12 protein-coding genes are annotated in these 16,255 nt (G+C 40.7%); 10 read left to right on the top strand and 2 right to left on the bottom strand.

The genetic code is table 11. The annotated features are described in order from the left end of the window. Window positions 1-13: 13 nt before the first annotated feature. From Q4557_RS03155 to pdxY, 7 genes are all read left to right on the top strand, one after another. The gene (locus Q4557_RS03155) at window positions 14-733 is read left to right on the top strand and encodes a hypothetical protein (RefSeq protein ID WP_102439063.1); all 720 of its coding nucleotides are present in this window, start codon (window positions 14-16) and stop codon (window positions 731-733) included. Continuing rightward, window positions 733-2,100 (top strand): O-antigen ligase, encoded by a 1,368-nt coding sequence (locus Q4557_RS03150; protein WP_102439061.1) that lies wholly within the window; start codon window positions 733-735, stop codon window positions 2,098-2,100. Before Q4557_RS03155 ends, Q4557_RS03150 begins: the two co-directional genes overlap by 1 nt. Before the next feature lie 47 nt (window positions 2,101-2,147). After that, window positions 2,148-3,038, top strand: a complete 891-nt coding sequence (galU, locus tag Q4557_RS03145) for a UTP--glucose-1-phosphate uridylyltransferase GalU (protein WP_102439059.1) — start codon at window positions 2,148-2,150, stop codon at window positions 3,036-3,038. A 767-nt stretch (window positions 3,039-3,805) separates the two neighbouring features. Next, window positions 3,806-5,509: an aspartate-alanine antiporter gene (aspT, locus tag Q4557_RS03140; RefSeq protein WP_303410607.1), complete on the top strand. Its 1,704-nt coding sequence runs from the start codon at window positions 3,806-3,808 to the stop codon at window positions 5,507-5,509. 90 nt (window positions 5,510-5,599) lie between these two features. Continuing rightward, entirely contained in the window at window positions 5,600-7,210 is a 1,611-nt protein-coding gene (locus tag Q4557_RS03135) for a bifunctional aspartate transaminase/aspartate 4-decarboxylase (protein WP_303410605.1), read from the top strand. Between the two features lie 219 nt (window positions 7,211-7,429). Further along, window positions 7,430-8,575, top strand: coding sequence for a BamA/TamA family outer membrane protein (locus tag Q4557_RS03130; RefSeq protein WP_102439053.1), 1,146 nt, complete (start codon window positions 7,430-7,432; stop codon window positions 8,573-8,575). 117 nt (window positions 8,576-8,692) lie between these two features. Next, window positions 8,693-9,547 carry a pyridoxal kinase PdxY gene (pdxY, locus tag Q4557_RS03125; RefSeq protein WP_102439051.1) on the top strand — a complete coding sequence of 285 codons (855 nt, stop codon included), beginning with the start codon at window positions 8,693-8,695 and terminating at the stop codon, window positions 9,545-9,547. Between the two features lie 191 nt (window positions 9,548-9,738). Here the strand turns inward: pdxY and yghU are convergent, their stop codons facing one another. Together yghU and Q4557_RS03115 are read right to left on the bottom strand one after the other, a co-directional pair. Next, complete coding sequence (gene yghU, locus Q4557_RS03120; RefSeq protein ID WP_102477068.1) at window positions 9,739-10,596, bottom strand: glutathione-dependent disulfide-bond oxidoreductase; 858 nt, start codon at window positions 10,594-10,596, stop codon at window positions 9,739-9,741. Window positions 10,597-10,873: 277 nt separating this feature from the next. Beyond that, window positions 10,874-12,946, bottom strand: a complete 2,073-nt coding sequence (locus Q4557_RS03115) for a M13 family metallopeptidase (RefSeq protein ID WP_303410600.1) — start codon at window positions 12,944-12,946, stop codon at window positions 10,874-10,876. Window positions 12,947-13,233: 287 nt separating this feature from the next. On the opposite strand from Q4557_RS03115, the gene Q4557_RS03110 reads away from it, so the two are divergent. The 3 genes from Q4557_RS03110 (at window position 13,234) to Q4557_RS03100 (ending at window position 16,167) form a co-directional block, all read left to right on the top strand. Beyond that, a complete protein-coding gene (locus tag Q4557_RS03110; RefSeq protein WP_102520806.1) occupies window positions 13,234-13,554 on the top strand; it encodes a hypothetical protein in 321 nt (106 codons plus the stop codon). 80 nt (window positions 13,555-13,634) lie between these two features. Then, entirely contained in the window at window positions 13,635-14,171 is a 537-nt protein-coding gene (locus Q4557_RS03105; RefSeq protein WP_303410598.1) for an NUDIX hydrolase, read from the top strand. 529 nt (window positions 14,172-14,700) lie between these two features. After that, window positions 14,701-16,167: a carbon starvation protein A gene (locus tag Q4557_RS03100; protein ID WP_102439041.1), complete on the top strand. Its 1,467-nt coding sequence runs from the start codon at window positions 14,701-14,703 to the stop codon at window positions 16,165-16,167. The last annotated feature ends 88 nt before the right edge of the window (window positions 16,168-16,255 follow it).

Below are 16,255 nucleotides of genomic sequence, written 5' to 3'. Positions count from 1 at the left end.
GTGATGACATAAAATGTTGAAGTTTAAAATGATAAAAAACTTCACTTGGTCAAGGCAAAGGCTGATATATGTATTTTTACTCCTTTTGCTAGCGGCGATATTGCCGGTTATTGTGCAAAAAGGCATGGCCAGTGCGTATCATTTTAAATCCCGATTCTATATTGATCATTGGCAGAAAAATAACCCTCCTACCCAGCTTCAATACTCAGCGGCATTATTGGCCGCTGATAATGCTTATAACCTTGATAGTAAAAACCCTCACTATTTATTGACCTTGGCAAAAGTCATGGAGTGGGGCGTATATGCAAATTTTGCCGCTGCCAATAACGCACTATTTAACCAGTTATATACCAATGCCATTTCCCAAAGGCCGACATGGCCTAATGCTTATAGTGATTACGCATATAATTTAGCCTTCATTCAGCATGATGTGTCACAAGTATGGCCTTTATTAGATAAGGCTGTACTGTACGGTCCTTATACCCCTGAAGTATTGCATCAAATTCTAGCCATCGGTTTTGCATATTGGCCTCAGTTAACCCTAGTACAAAAGAAAAACGTTTTTGAAACGGCGCGGATTTCAGCTATGGCTAGCTGGGACGTGCGCACTGATTTGAAGCGCTTAGCCACGCAATATGACATGACGCCAATAGTATGTACCTACTTTAAATTTATCACCCCAGAGTTTACTCCCAAAGATAAAAACTGGGTTGAAAAGGAACTGTGTCGTTAATGGATACTCTTGCCAAACCAACGAAGGTTTTCAGCGGACGCTTTGATCATTTTATGATATTGGCTCTGTGTGTGGTGATTATTTGGATGCCAATCCCTTTAGGCAGTAATCGTATTTGGGCGTTGGCGATCCTTGAATTTACAACAATATCACTGGGGATAGTACATCTTGGCTATTGCCTGAAGCATGATAGTGCATTTTTTCGCTACCAGTGGCAAAAGCAATTATTGCTCCCCCCAGGGCTGTTATTGATATATTTATTTTTACAGTATCTTAATTGGCTTCCAGGTATTGATAGTGTCGACCCTTACCAGACTCAACAACAACTCCTTAAGACTCTGTGTTATTCAATTTTTATTTTCTTATTAAGCCAATATTGTCAGCATTCTAAAACCTTAAGGTGGCTGTTTATAGCAATTATCTTATCAGGGTGTTTGCAGGCTTTTTATGGGGTGATTCTGAATCTACTGCAGTTAGATGCCTCGCCCATTTTAGGTTTTAGTGATGGCGAAAAGGCCCGTGGATCCTTTGTGTATCAAAATCATTTTGCTAATTATTTAGCCTTATGTTTAAGCATTGCGTTTGGTTGGCTGTTATCAGAGCTTAAAACCACTAAGCACGATCAAGATAAGCGCGCCATGCTTATCGGGATGATATCAACACTATTAAGTCGAAAATTAATTTTACGTTTAGCAATCGTGTTGATGGTTATAGGACTAATAATGAGCCGTTCGCGGATGGGCAATGCGGGCTTTTTTGCTGCTTTAGGCCTGATGTCGGTTATTGCATTATTTATTTACCGCCGCCCGCCGACATTGTTTAAACCCTTAGTTATCAGTATTTTTATTTTAGATTTGATTATTGTTGGTTCGATTTTTGGGATTGAAAAAGTTAAGCAGCGCTTAGCTGAGACCAGCTTTGCTTCAGAAACCCGCGATAATGTGGTTATTGATAGCTTACCTATCATTCAAGATAATCTTTTTACAGGTACAGGAGGAGGCAGCTTTTATACGGTTTTTCCGCAATACCAACCCCAGTTTTACTCTGGTTTTTATGATCATGCCCATAATGAATATGTGCAATTTGTAATTGAGTATGGTGTTGTTATGACGGTGATATTAGGCGCTTGGGTGTTGTATTCGTTTTGGCTTGCTTGTCGAACAATGTATCTACGCAATAACAAGCTTTATAAGGGTATCGCATTTGGTTGTGCTATGGCTATCGTATATATGCTCTTGCATATCTCGGTTGATTTCCATCTACAAGCACCAGCCAATACGTTACTGTTTTTAACCATAATAACCCTGTGTTGGTCGGTTCGTTATTTACCTTCTGAGCCTCAGCGAAAGGCTCGAAAATCATTTTAGTTTTACTTTTACTATACAATTTAGCGCTAGTTAAATAAGGATATTTTATGAAAGTTGTCATTCCCGTTGCAGGTTTAGGCACGCGTATGTTGCCAGCTACCAAAGCCATACCTAAAGAAATGTTACCCATTGTTGATAAACCCTTAATTCAATATATTGTTGATGAATGTGTCAGTGCGGGAATTAAAGAAATTGTATTGGTGACTCATGCCAGTAAAAATGCAATTGAAAACCACTTTGATAAATCTTACGAGTTAGAGTCAACCTTAGAAAAACGGGTTAAACGTCAGTTATTACATGAAGTGCAGTCTATTTGCCCTAAAAATGTCACCATTATGCATGTGCGTCAGGGTGAGGCTAAGGGCTTAGGCCATGCGATATTATGTGCAAAACCCTGTATTGGAAATAATCCATTTGCAGTGGTGTTGCCCGATGTCATTTTAGATGCCTACTCAGCGGATCAGCGAACTGAAAACTTAGCTTCTATGCTGGTGCGTTATCAGGAGTCCCAAGCCAGTCAAATTATGGTGGCCCCTGTACCTGATGAGCAAGTGAATAAGTACGGCATTGCAGATTGCGCTGGTGAAACCGTGATGGCTGGAGAGTCAGTCAAAGTGTATAAAATGGTTGAAAAGCCTGCAGTGGGTCAAGCGCCGTCAAATTTAGCCGTGGTTGGTCGTTACGTGTTGTCCGAAAAAATTTGGGATTTACTAGCCCAAACGCCGCCGGGCGCAGGGGATGAAATTCAATTAACTGATGCTATTGATATGCTGATTAAATCAGATGCGGTGGAAGCTTTTAATATGACGGGTAAATCCCATGACTGTGGCGATAAGCTTGGTTATATGAAAGCGTTTGTTGAATACGGTTTGCGAGATGCTAAATATGGCGGCGATTTTAGTCGTGAAATTAAACTGTTATTAACCGAATACGACTAATGTAAGTTAATGAAATTGTGATTTATATACTGTTATATGCGGTGCTACCGAGCCAGCCCTAGCGTCTTTGCTTGAAAAGGCTGACAAACTAAAACCTAATCTTCGATACTGTTGCGGCAATAACGCTAAAATGGTGTTTGAGGTTAGGTTTTTTTGTACCTAAAATTTATGTTAATAATATATAAAACAGAGTTTTATGTTGTGTGGTCGAGGTATGGGTAAAGAGCCCAATCAAAGCCATTATATTGTTGGATAGTCCTCCGCTAAACCGCTAAACCGCTAAACCGCTAAACCGCTAAACCGCTAAGCTTGCTGATACTTCATAATCATTTAGTCGGTGAGTTAAGCTAACTTTACTTGGCGCTCAATTCTGAACGCGAAGGCATAGTTCGCCATTTCCTATCTAATTCGTCTATTTTTTAGCTTTTTAATTTATTTTAATAAGTCTAGCAATCTTAGAAATCAACTACCCCTAAGTGAGTATGGCTTAAGGTTATAGTTATCAAGGGGTTTTTATTGGTATTTGATGGTTTGACTTTATTTTGTCTTTTACGAAGGGTTAGATCCATCAAAATGTATTAATCGGATTGTATGTCTATCCCTATGATGTTTTCCAAGGAAGCGAAAGACACAAGGTATCACTGGTCAAACGGTCGGATTGAAAGGTTCAATCTGGATTCAGCAGTGTTAATTCTAGCAAATATGCCAGTCAGTTCGCTCCACCTAATTCTTAATATGTAAACTTAACCTGTAAGGCAGCAATGATTATGAATATCATCCAAAATCTTTTTGCTATTTCGCCCTATATTGCGTTGTTTATTACTCTGGCACTTGGTTATCTGATCGGCAAAATTACCATAGGACGTTTTGTTCTTGGTGGTATTGCAGGTACCTTGTTGATGGGAGTAATAATTGGCCAATTTGGTGTGCAAATAGACCCAGGAGTCAAAACCATCTTCTTCGCATTATTTATTTATGCGGTAGGTTATCAAGGTGGGCCTCAATTCTTTGGCGCGCTTAACTTCAAAACTATCAACATTTTACTTTCCGCTGTCGTGATGACGGTAACCGGTTTAATTACGGTATTAGTGGCAGCTAAGTTATTTAGCTTAGACAGTGGTACTGCAGCAGGTCTTGCTGCCGGTGGCTTAACGCAATCAGCCATTATTGGTACTGCTGGTGATGCGATATCTCAATTAGGTGGCATGACCGAAGAAGCTAAAAGCTTGATGCAAACCAATGTGGCTGTGGGTTACGCCGTAACATACATCTTTGGTTCGTTAGGCCCAATTTTAATGGTGTCATGGTTAATTCCGACCTTTATGAAATGGGATATCCGCGAAGAAGCACTAAAGCTAGCTGAAAAAATGTCTGACGGTAAGCCTGAGCTGGCGCCAGGTGAATTTAATGCGATGACAGATCTTGTGTCACGTGCTTATAAAATTCCTACAGACAGTCGATTAATTGGTCAAGATATTCAAACTGTAAACGGTGATCTGCTTGATACCGCTATCGAAATGATTTCACGTGATGGTCAAAACATTGAAGTTGATAAATCAGTGGTGATAAAAGCGGGTGACATCTTAGTGGTAACCGGTCTTCGCCAAGCTATCGCTGGACACATAGAGTCAGCCAAGCATGAAGTGGCATTACCACGTGGCACCGTATTAATTGAAGAAAATCGTCAACTTGTTGCTAATGACAAGCAATTAATTGGTAAAACACTTGCACAGATTAAAGCTGAAACTAACGTGGATACCTTACGTGGTGTATATGTTACCGACGTGATCCGTGGTGGTAACTCGCAAAATATTTCAGCCGATTTTATCGTCCATAAAAATGACATTATTCAAGTCACTGGCTCTGCAAAAGATATTAACCGTATCGAAAAAGGCATCGGTAAGCGTTTAGTTTCATTATTTTCAACTGACTACGTACTGTTTGGTTTAGGTATGGTAGGTGGCTTATTAATTGGTCTGATTAACTTCGAAATAGCCGGTATTCCAGTGACAATTGGTTCAGGTGCAGGTTGTTTGATTTCAGGTTTATTTGTGGGCTGGTTACGTAGTCGTAAACCAAATATGGGATCACTGCCACTGGGCGCTTCAAACTTCTTACGTGACTTTGGTTTAGCGGTATTTGTTGGGGTTGTCGGTTTACAAGCAGGACCTCAGGCAATCGATATGGTTAAAGAAAACGGTTTAACCTTATTGTTCCTAGGTGTCGCGGTAACCATTATTCCACAAATTATCTCTTTCTTTATCTCTTACTACGTATTGAAGATTAAGAACCCGATTGAAGCACTAGCTTGTGTTGCAGGTGGCCGCAGCGCTAATCCCGGCTTTGCAGCTCTACTTGAAAAAGCAGGTAATGCAACACCGGTATTTGCTTTCACGGTCACTTACGCCATTGCCAATGTATTACTCACTCTTTGGGGTCCAATCATTGTCGGCATTATTTCAACCCAATAATTACCCTAGATAGTCGATGAGAGTGACGTCTCCTCTTATCGACTATCACCCCAAATTCACCCTTTTAAATTGATAAATAGGTAAAATATTATGACTACATCAAATACTCAAACTGTACCAACAATCGATTTCACTAAATTTGCCAACTTAAGCCCATTTGAATTAAAAGATAAATTGATTGAAGTGGCTAAAACCGTTCCAGATCGTATTTTATTGGATGCGGGCCGCGGTAACCCCAACTTCTTGGCCACCTTACCTCGTAAAGCATTCTTACGTTTAGGCGATTTTGCTATCGAAGAATCAGAGCGCAGCTACTCATACTTAAACGAAGGTTTTGGTGGTATTCCGGATGGTGTTGGCGTGGTAGAGCGTTTTGATACCTTTGCTAAAGAAAACCTAAACAGAGATGGCGTTAAGTTTTTACAAAAAGCAATTAGCTATGCTAATGACCGTTTAGGTATTGATAAGCAAGCTTTTTTGCACGAATTTGTAAACGCGTTTTTAGCCTGTAACTACCCTGTGCCTTCACGTATGTTAACCAACATTGAAAAAGTGGTTAAGCAGTACATAGGTGAAGAAATGTATGGCCCAATGCCAATGACAACTGACTTTGACCTGTTCGCTACTGAAGGTGGCACTGCGTCTATGACTTATACTTTTGCGACAATGTTCAACAATGGTTTACTTAAAAAAGGCGACAAAGTGGCGTTAGTGACGCCTATCTTTACCCCTTATTTAGAGATTCCAGAGCTTGCTGAATATGAGTTAGAAATTGTTGAATTACGCTTAGACGAAAATACATGGCAGTTACCACAATCAGAAATTGAAAAATTAGCTGATACCGGTATCAAACTATTGTGTGTGGTTAACCCTGCCAATCCTGCATCGGTTAAGTTTTCAAACGATACGTTAGACCGTTTAACTGACTTTGTTAACACACAGCGCAAAGAATTGTTTATCATCACTGATGACGTATATGGCACATTTGCAGACAACTTTATTTCGCTATTTGCCAAACTGCCATACAACACCTTATGTGTGTATTCATTCTCAAAATACTTTGGTGCAACCGGCTGGCGTTTAGGTACTATCGGTATTCATTATGAAAACGTATTTGATGATGCAATGCGTGCGTTACCAGAAGCGCATCAATTACAGTTAGATAACCGTTATAAAACACTGACACCTGAACCAAGAGACATTAAGTTTATTGACCGTATCGTTGCCGACAGTCGTGCTGTAGCCCTAAACCACACAGCTGGTTTAGCATTACCACAACAGGTGCAAATGGCATTATTTTCATTAAGTTGTTTAATGGACTTGGAAGATAATTACAAAGCAGCTTGTAAACGTATTATTCGTGAACGTTACATCACATTGTATAAAAACATGGGTGTTGAAATTGAAGAAAACGAAGACCGTGTTGATTACTACACCCTACTAGAGTTAGATGCTTTAGGTGGTAAACTTTATGGCGATGAGTTTGTACAATGGTTTAAAGATAACAATAAAGGTCAAGACTTCCTCTTTGTGTTAGCGTACAAAACAGGGGTAATTTTATTACCAGGTAAAGGATTTGATGTTGTTCATGCTTCAGTGCGTGTATCACTAGCTAACCTAACTCACTACGATTATGAGTTAATTGGTCGTGCGACAAGAGTCGTACTTGATGGCTACTATGCAGAGTATCAAGCAAGCTAGTTAATCAATACCGCAGTTAATCAGTCAAATATTGACTGATGATTGAGAAATGAAAATGCCAATCTTTTGATTGGCATTTTTTATGCTTGATTGAAAAATTTTGTACTATATTTCACAGCTATACAAAGTATTAAAACAGCAACAAAGCTTAATTGGGCAAGATTGCGACATGGTGTATTAGCTGCGTGATACTAGAGCAAATGAATTAAGGGAGTATCTATGGGAACGATCAGGTTGAATTCTATTGTTATTGGCCCATTGCTGTGTATGCTGCTGACGCCTATGGCTGCTGTTGCTAATGATAATGCTGAAGATAGCGTTGCCAATGAGCCAAGCTCATTAGTGCCAAATTTAAAAGAAAACCAAGCACCTTTAACCGTGAATAAAGGCAATTTTGTGGCAGCGCCCATTCCGTTTTCAAATCCGACCATTGATTCAGGTTTAGGCGGATTAGTGGGCTACTTTTATCCACAAACCGCAGAGCAAAAAGCGGTACAACCTCCTTCTGTTACCGGTATCGCAGGGTTTTATTCCAGTAATGACAGCTGGGGCGCGGCAGTTGGTCATGCCAGTTATTGGGATAATAATAACTGGCATTTAAAAGGTGGGGTCGCCTATGCCGATTTAAAGCTGCCGTTAGTGTCAACCGAGTTGCTTGGTTTACCTATCGACGTTGATTGGGATATTTCTGGCTACGGTGCACTGCTTGAATTGGAGCGGCGCATTAGTGGTAATTGGTTTGTCGGAGTTAATGGGGTATTCATTGATTTTGAACAAGACTTTAATGTTAACATTAGCTCCATCGATTTTGATTTACGAAATGAAATTGTCTCCGCAGGACTTGGTGCTGGGATTATTTATGATTCTCGTGATGTGCCTACTAACCCTTATGATGGTTATTACTTTAAGCTCAACGGCACTTTTTTTGATGATGCCATTGGCAGTGATACCAACTTTGAATCTTATTCATTAGAGTTTGATGGTTATTTTCCTGTGCATGAGTCGATAACCGTGGCTTATAAATTAAAAGGCTGTTTGAAAGAGGGTAACGTGCCGCTATGGGCAGCTTGTCGTTTAGGGTTACGTGGTTTTTCATCCACTGAATATATGGCCTTAGGTGCCATTGAAACAGAAGCTGAAGCCCGTTGGCGTTTTCATAAGCGCTGGGGATTAGTGGGTTTTATTGGCGCAGGTAAATTGGATGATGTGAATCATGCGGATAAATCTGATGATATCATTCCTTCATACGGTATTGGCGTGCGCTTTATGCTACAACCAGCAGAGCGAATCAATTTACGCTTAGATTATGCTCGCTCATCCAATAATAATGATGCGCTTTATCTTTCTGTCGGGGAAGCATTTTAATATCGTTATTTTAGTCTATGACTTACATTAGATGTTGTTTATATTGGTTGTCGTTAACTGATATTCTTTAAATGTAGATAGTTAATTATTCTTAAAACATAAATAAAAGAGAGTGTTATGAAAGGTGTCATTTCGATCCAGTCGCATGTTGTTTACGGGCATGCAGGAAATAGTTCTGCAGTATTTCCTATGCAGCGTATGGGTTTAGAAGTTTGGCCTATTCATACAGTGCAGTTTTCAAATCATACTCAGTACCAACAGGGCTGGACTGGGCGGGCTTTTTCTGCCGATGATATTAATGAGCTGGTGGCGGGTATTGGTAACATAGGTAAGCTTGCAGATTGTCAGGCGGTGCTATCAGGTTACCAAGGTAGTGCTGAGCAGTGCCAAGCAGTGATCCAAACCATTCAAACGGTTAAAGAGATCAATCCTCAGGCTATTTATGTGTGTGATCCTGTAATGGGTGACCCTGAAAAGGGCTGTATTTTGGCTGATGGTATTACTGAGCAATTAATTAAACAAGTTATGCCTCTGGCTGATGTGATTGTACCTAATCAATTTGAGCTGAGTCAGTTCACTCAAATGGATATTACCAATCTTGAGCAAGCTAAAGCAGCTTGCCAAAAAGCATTGTCTTTAGGGCCTGATATTGTGTTGGTTAAGCATTTACACAGCATCGCTGATGAGACATTCACCATGATGCTGGCAACCCAAGAGGGTTGTTATATCAGTCAGCGTCCACAACTTGAGTTCGTAAAACAGCCAGTTGGTGTTGGTGATTTAATTTCGGCGTTATTTACCGCAAGTTTAGTGCAAGGCTTATCTGCTGTTGAGGCATTTGAACATGCAACAGATGCTTGTTATGGCGTGTTAAAAGAGACCGCCCATCAGCGCCAGTGGGAGCTACAAACTATTGCAGCCCAGCAAGAGCTGGTCACACCTTCAGAGCACTTTAAAGCGATTAAAGTTTAGTGGTTTAGGTTTATAGGTTGAGCTTTAATGATTTGGCTTTAATAAATAAGTATCGCAATGTTTAGTTATAAGGCCTTTGACCTAACTGAATAAATCAGAGCTAAATAAAAACCACGCTAATTAGATTAAGCGTGGTTTTTTGTTTAAATGGCATAGCTATTATCTGAATTAAGAATTTTAAGACGCTTAATTTACGGCTGTTTATTCAGTACCTCATCAATATCAGCTGCACTGTGGCGATTAGGCAGTTGCTCCCATTCTTCGCCCCATGAGCGATTGACGATACGACCACGCTTTACTGCTTGGCGCTGGGCAATAATATTGGCCCAACGAACTAAGTTCGGATAGCTTGCGACATCTAAAAACTCTGCAGCATCATAAAGATGGCCCAGCACCAAACTGCCGTACCATGGCCAAATTGCCATATCGGCAATGGTGTATTCATCACCGGCAATAAAGGCATGTTTCGCTAATTGCTTATCAAGCACATCAAGTTGACGTTTGGTTTCCATAGCGAAGCGATTAATCGGGTATTCAAATTTTTCTGGGGCATATGCATAAAAGTGACCAAAGCCGCCCCCTAGATAAGGCGCTGCTCCTTGAAGCCAAAATAACCAATTTAGCGTTTCTGTGCGCAGAGCAAAGTCTTTTGGTATGAAGTGACCGAACTTATCTGCTAAATAAACTAAAATCGCGCCAGACTCAAATACTCGCACCGCTTTAGCACCTGAGTTATCGGATAATGCTGGAATTTTAGAGTTTGGATTGATATCAACAAAGCCTGATGAGAACTGCTCACCTTCGCCAATATTAATCAAGTAAGCATCGTATTCTGCCTCTTTTACCCCTTTGGCTAGTAGCTCTTCTAGCATGATGGTGACTTTCTGGCCATTTGGTGTGGCTAATGAATGCAGCTGAATTGGGTTGCTGCCAATAGCTAATTCTTTTTGGTGACGAGCGCCTGAGTCTGGTCGGTTAATACTTGCCCATTGACCACCGTTTTCTTGATTCATGGTCCAGACTTTTGGTGGTACATATTCGTTGCTCATGATGTTTCCTTATCTGTGTCACTATTCTGTTTTAAAAGCATGTGTTTTAAAAGCGTGCGTTGTTATATGCGCGGGTATAAATCAGATATTGGGACTAATACGAAATTAACAATGATAAAGCTCATAACCATTGGTTATTGTTCAGCTGCGAATATCATATGGATTGACTGTTACTTTAAAGTGGGTTCATTACATAACTTAAAGATAAAAATGCCAGTCAATTGAACTGGCATTTTGGGTTTTTAATCAAGTTTGATTAGCTCTGATTATTGCTTAACTACCAAATACGCACACGTTGATCTTCTGGTAGGTACAGCTTGTCACCAGGTTTAACATCAAAGGCTTTGTACCATGCATCATGGTTACGTGGCGCTAATGCGCGGTAACGCCCTGGCGCGTGAGTACCTGCACGAAGCTGACTTAACATACTTTGCTCAGTACGTTTTTCTTTCCACACTTGCGCCCATGCTAAAAAGAAGCGTTGATCGCCTGTAAGGCCATCAATAATCGGCGCTTCTTTGCCGTTTAAACTCAGTTGATAAGCGTTATACGCCATGGCTAAGCCGCCAACATCACCGATATTTTCACCAAGGCTATTACGGCCATTAACGAAGTTTTCTGGGATTGGCTCATATAAACTGTATTGCGCTGCTAGCTGGTCAGCTTTAGCATCAAATGCCGCTCTATCTGAGTCGGTCCACCAATTACGCTGAATACCGTTGGCGTCCGATTTTGAGCCCTGGTCATCAAAACCATGGCCCATTTCGTGGCCAATAACGGCGCCAATGCCGCCGTAGTTCACTGCGGCATCTGCGTTAGGGTCAAAGAATGGTGGCTGTAAAATTGCGGCTGGGAATACAATCTCGTTGAATGAACTATTGTAATAGGCATTGACAAATTGTGGCGTCATGCTCCAACGGTTACGGTCGGTTTTTTGTAGCTCTTTAGCGACGCTGTCAGCATGAAAATATTGACGTAGGTTGTGGATGTTCGCCACTAAATCTTTGCTTGTCAGTGATAAACCATCAAACTGTTGCCATACATCTGGGTAACCAATCTTTGGTTTAAATGCGGCAAGTTTAGCGTGTGCATTGACTTTAGTTTCAGCACCCATCCAATCTAGGCCATCAATACGTTGACCGAGAGAAGTACGTAAGTTCTCAACTAATTCCGCCATTTGCTGTTTTGATGATTCAGGGAAATAACGTGCCACATACACTTTACCAATCGCAAAACCTAATGATTGCGTGCCCGACATTTCAGCGACTGCGCGTTTCCAGCGTGGTTTAGGCTCTTCTTGCCCGCTTAACTCTTTACCGTAAAAAGCAAAGCTGGTGTTGTAGATGTCTTCAGATAATAATTCTGCATTATTACTGATGGTGTGGAACTTAAGGTAATCCTGCCAAACATTAAGTGGCTGCTGATTAATTAAGGCAATCATTGCTTTAACTGGCTCAGGCTGTGAGATATTTAATTGTGGAACTTGATAGCCCGTTTGTTCGATAAATAAATCCCAATTAAAGCCTGGGTATTGCGCTGCTAAATCAGCACGTTTAACTTGGTTGAGGGTCAGGTCGCGGTTACGGCGCTTTTCTCTTGGCCATTGACCTTCAGCAATTTTTGTTTCTAATGCCAGTATGGCTTCAGCGCGAGCGCTGCCATCTTTGATACCAGTGAAAGCCAGCATGGCTGTAATGTGCTCAACATAGGCTTTGCGGATGTTAACGAAACGTTCACTGTCTTCTAGATAATAAGAACGGTCGGGTAAACCTAGACCACCTGCGCCAATAGACATTTCATATTGATCTGGATTGATGCGATTAAACCACATGCCACCATAAATTGGCGATGCAGCATCGGTTAACCAAGTTTGACCGAAGACTTTGGTTAAGTCGTCGGTGTTGTTAATGTTGTTGATGCTATCAAGGGTTGCTTGAATTGGGCTGACACCCAGCTTATTAATGGTGTTAGTGTCCATGTAAGCATTATAAAAATCAGCGATAAGTTGCTCTTCAGCATTTAAGTCATAGCGGCTGGTGATATCATCAATGATTTCTTTAACTTGGGTTTCACTGCGCTCAGCTAATGCTGTAAATGCGCCATAACGAGTTTTATCTGCTGGCATGTCAAAGTTGTCATACCAAGTACCACTGGCATACATAAAGAAGTCATCACCGGGTTTAACTGCTTCATTGCGGGCGCTTAAATCAACCCCAAAGCTACCAAGCTCAGCTGCGCCTTTGGCTTGGGCAGTGACTTCTGCTGCTTCATTAGTGACTTTGACATCAGATGTACCGCATGCGCTTAAAAAACTGGAGGCGAGGGCGAGGGCGATTAAGGACTTTTTCATTATTATCTTCTTCCTTGTTGGTAATTAAAGTATTTATAGAGCGTTTTTTAGATAAAAATTAGCTAACAATATTGTTAAGCCAAGGGGAAATGTCAACCTTGTAATTGTTAGCAAGTTTGAGCAAAGCATTGTTGGGCGTTAAGTTATTCGGCTAGAAGTAGTAACACCATGCTTTAAAGCTTGTTTGGGCGGTGAGTTTTAACCGCAGTTAACGGGCGCATATTAATCTGCGCGTAGTTTGTGTATAACTAGTTTATACAATTCAGTTTCAGCTTTTTAGGCTAATTATGTCCAGCAACCCAATTGCTAATAAACAATCAATTATCATCATTTTAAGCTTGCTGTTAGCAACGGTTTCAGCGGTGATCTATATTACCAAGGCTCACCAAAGCCATAGCCCCGAAACTTGGACATCATTTGTTTATAAAAATGGTTATGAGTCAGCCAGTTATTTGATGCAAGATGGTTTTAATGATTATGCTTCATGCAAAATTTACTCCCAAGATATGTCTGTCACTTATCAGAATGCCCCTTGGCAATGTGGGTCTAAATGCCGCTTTGATTCAATGAGGCAAGGTTTTGAATGCGAGTCGATGATTAACGATTAATCAGTAGTTGCCGCTAACCTCTTAGATTGAAATCAAGTTATTTGCCACGTATCATGCGCTTTTTCATCATATTGAATATTATGCGTCACTTAAAAACCTGTCATCACTCTGACACACCTATCGAGTTTGTTGTTGCTAATCAACCACATATGCTGACGCGAATTGCTGCTAGAGCAATTGTATTAAAAGGTAATAATATTTTGATGTTATATACCGAGCGTTATCACGATTACAGCTTGCCAGGTGGCGGTGTTGATGCCCATGAAGATATTGAGCAAGGGTTGATCCGCGAGTTACAAGAAGAAACCGGTGCGAAATCTATTAGCAATATTACCGCATTTGGGGTTTATGAAGAGTATCGCCCTTGGGATCGTGATGGCTATAAAGTGATAAACATGCTGAGCTACTGTTTTAGCTGTGAGATAGATAGTGAGCTGGGTGAGACCCGATTTGAAGCCCACGAAATTAGCAACGGCATGCAGCCTGTATGGATTGATATTGATGAAGCGATTCAGCACAACCTTAATACCATTGCCAATAGCGCTAAAAAAGGTTTATCCATTGAACGTGAAACCTTTTTACTTAAGCTAATTAAAGCTGAGCTTATCAATAGCTAGCTTTGAGCTAAGAGGATACTTGGGGTCGTAGAGTTAGTGTTGAGCTAATAATGGTTACTCAACATATTCCTTTAACGCCCAGCAAATAACGTAGGGGCGTCGTCATTGCGGCGAGTATGGTTATAACTGCTTAGTGCTTAATTGCTAAGCTCTTTAATAAATAGCTACCTTGCTACTTTTTGAGATGTGAACGTTCTTTTGAATTTCCAAGTATGGACGGCGATCACAAAAATGGCTTTTGCTTGCAGGTTTATTAATTAGTAATTAAGCAACAGTTTTGAAATACAGTTTTCATAGAGACTGACTAAATTATTGAAATAGCTGTTTTATTAGTGGCTTAAGCTTTATTGTAGGGGCGATTTGATGTCACGCGAATGATTATTTCTTTTGGTTGGTAATATATCTACAGTTTAATGATTTGAGTAACGCAACCCCGACCTTGGTATAACTCTGGATAGCTTGACCAATGTTAGTAACTACCTGACACTCTATGCTAACCAAATACCCTACCAAGTATGGATAATAAAAAATGCTAATTTTCTTTATTTGTATTGCGATGTTAGTCCTCGCTTATAAATTCTACAGCCCTTTTGTTGAGCGCCAAGCGGGCATTGACCCAAATGCAAAAACACCTCAAACACGTTTTGACGATGGGGTTGATTACGTCAAAGTTCATCCCGTTAGAGCGTACCTTATTCAATTTTTAAACGTTGCTGGTGTCGGGCCAATCTTTGGTCCTATCCTGGGGGCATTATACGGTCCAATCGCCTTAGTGTGGATTGTATTGGGTAATATTATTGGCGGCGCGGTGCATGATTACTTCTCTGGAGTTATGAGCATCAAAGAAGACGGTAAAAGCTTACCTGAAATCGCCGGTCACTATTTTAATGTGTACTTTAAAGGGGTGATGTTGGTATTCACTGCGATGTTATTGTTCTTCGTTGGTGTGGTGTTCATTATGAGTCCTGCGGGACTGTTAAGTAACTTAGAGTTATTTGAAGGTACCATCTTGGCTAACAATACCTTTTGGGTATTGGTTATTTTAGGCTATTACTTCTTAGCGACACTGTTACCCATTGATAAAATTATCACTAAATTGTACCCATTATTTGGTCTACTCATGATTGTGATGACAGTATCAATTGCAGTGGCACTGCTTATCAGTGCGCCGCAATTGCCCGAGGTTGCAGATATTTTTGCTTATTTTGACCATAGCCATTACAACAATGATTTACTGGAGCCAAATCCTGATGGTTTACCAGTATGGCCGTTATTATTTGTCACCATAACTTGTGGTGCAATTAGTGGTTTCCATTCTACTCAAGCCCCTATTATGGCTCGCTGTTTAACCAATGAAAAATATGTTCGCCCAGTTTATTATGGCGCAATGATGTCTGAAGGTATTGTTGCTTGCGTATGGGCAACAGCAGGTATTGCGGCTTTCCCTGGTGGATATGTTGAGCTTAAGAGTATTCTTGATGCGGGTGGGCCTGGCCTTGTAGTGAACCAAGTTGCGAGCACTTATCTTGGCGTTGCTGGTGGTATTATGGCGATTATTGCTGTAGCAATTTTCCCGATAACCTCAGGGGATACCGCGTTCCGTTCATTACGTTTGACCATCATTGATGCGTTTAAAATCCCGCAAAGTATGCGTAACCGTTTGCTATTAGCCATTCCAATTCTGGTGATTGCATACTTTATGACTAAGATTGATTTCTCATTAATCTGGCGCTATTTTGCCTTCTCCAACATGTTACTTTCAACCAGTGTACTGTGGTTGGCAACTAAGTACTTATTTAACCGTGGTACTTTCCATTGGATTGTGAGTTTACCTGCAATCGTCGGTACTTCTATCACAGTCTCTTATATTATGACTGCGGGTGTTGGCCTTGGTTTACCACAAGAGTTAAGCCAGCCAGTGGGTATCGCTGTTGGGATTATATGTTTAGTAGGGCTGATTATTGCCCACAGTAAACGTAAAGTCGCGCACGCTTAATAGGCTCTGATATCGGCTAATTCTGCAATGATTTAAACGATAGATGATAACAATTAGGTGATCGCAGTTAAGCAATCACATAAAAGAT

Origin of the sequence: Shewanella sp. 5_MG-2023, from assembly GCF_030547465.1 — a bacterium.
Taxonomy (GTDB): Bacteria; Pseudomonadota; Gammaproteobacteria; order Enterobacterales; family Shewanellaceae; genus Shewanella.
This window is presented reverse-complemented; position numbering and strand designations above follow the sequence as displayed.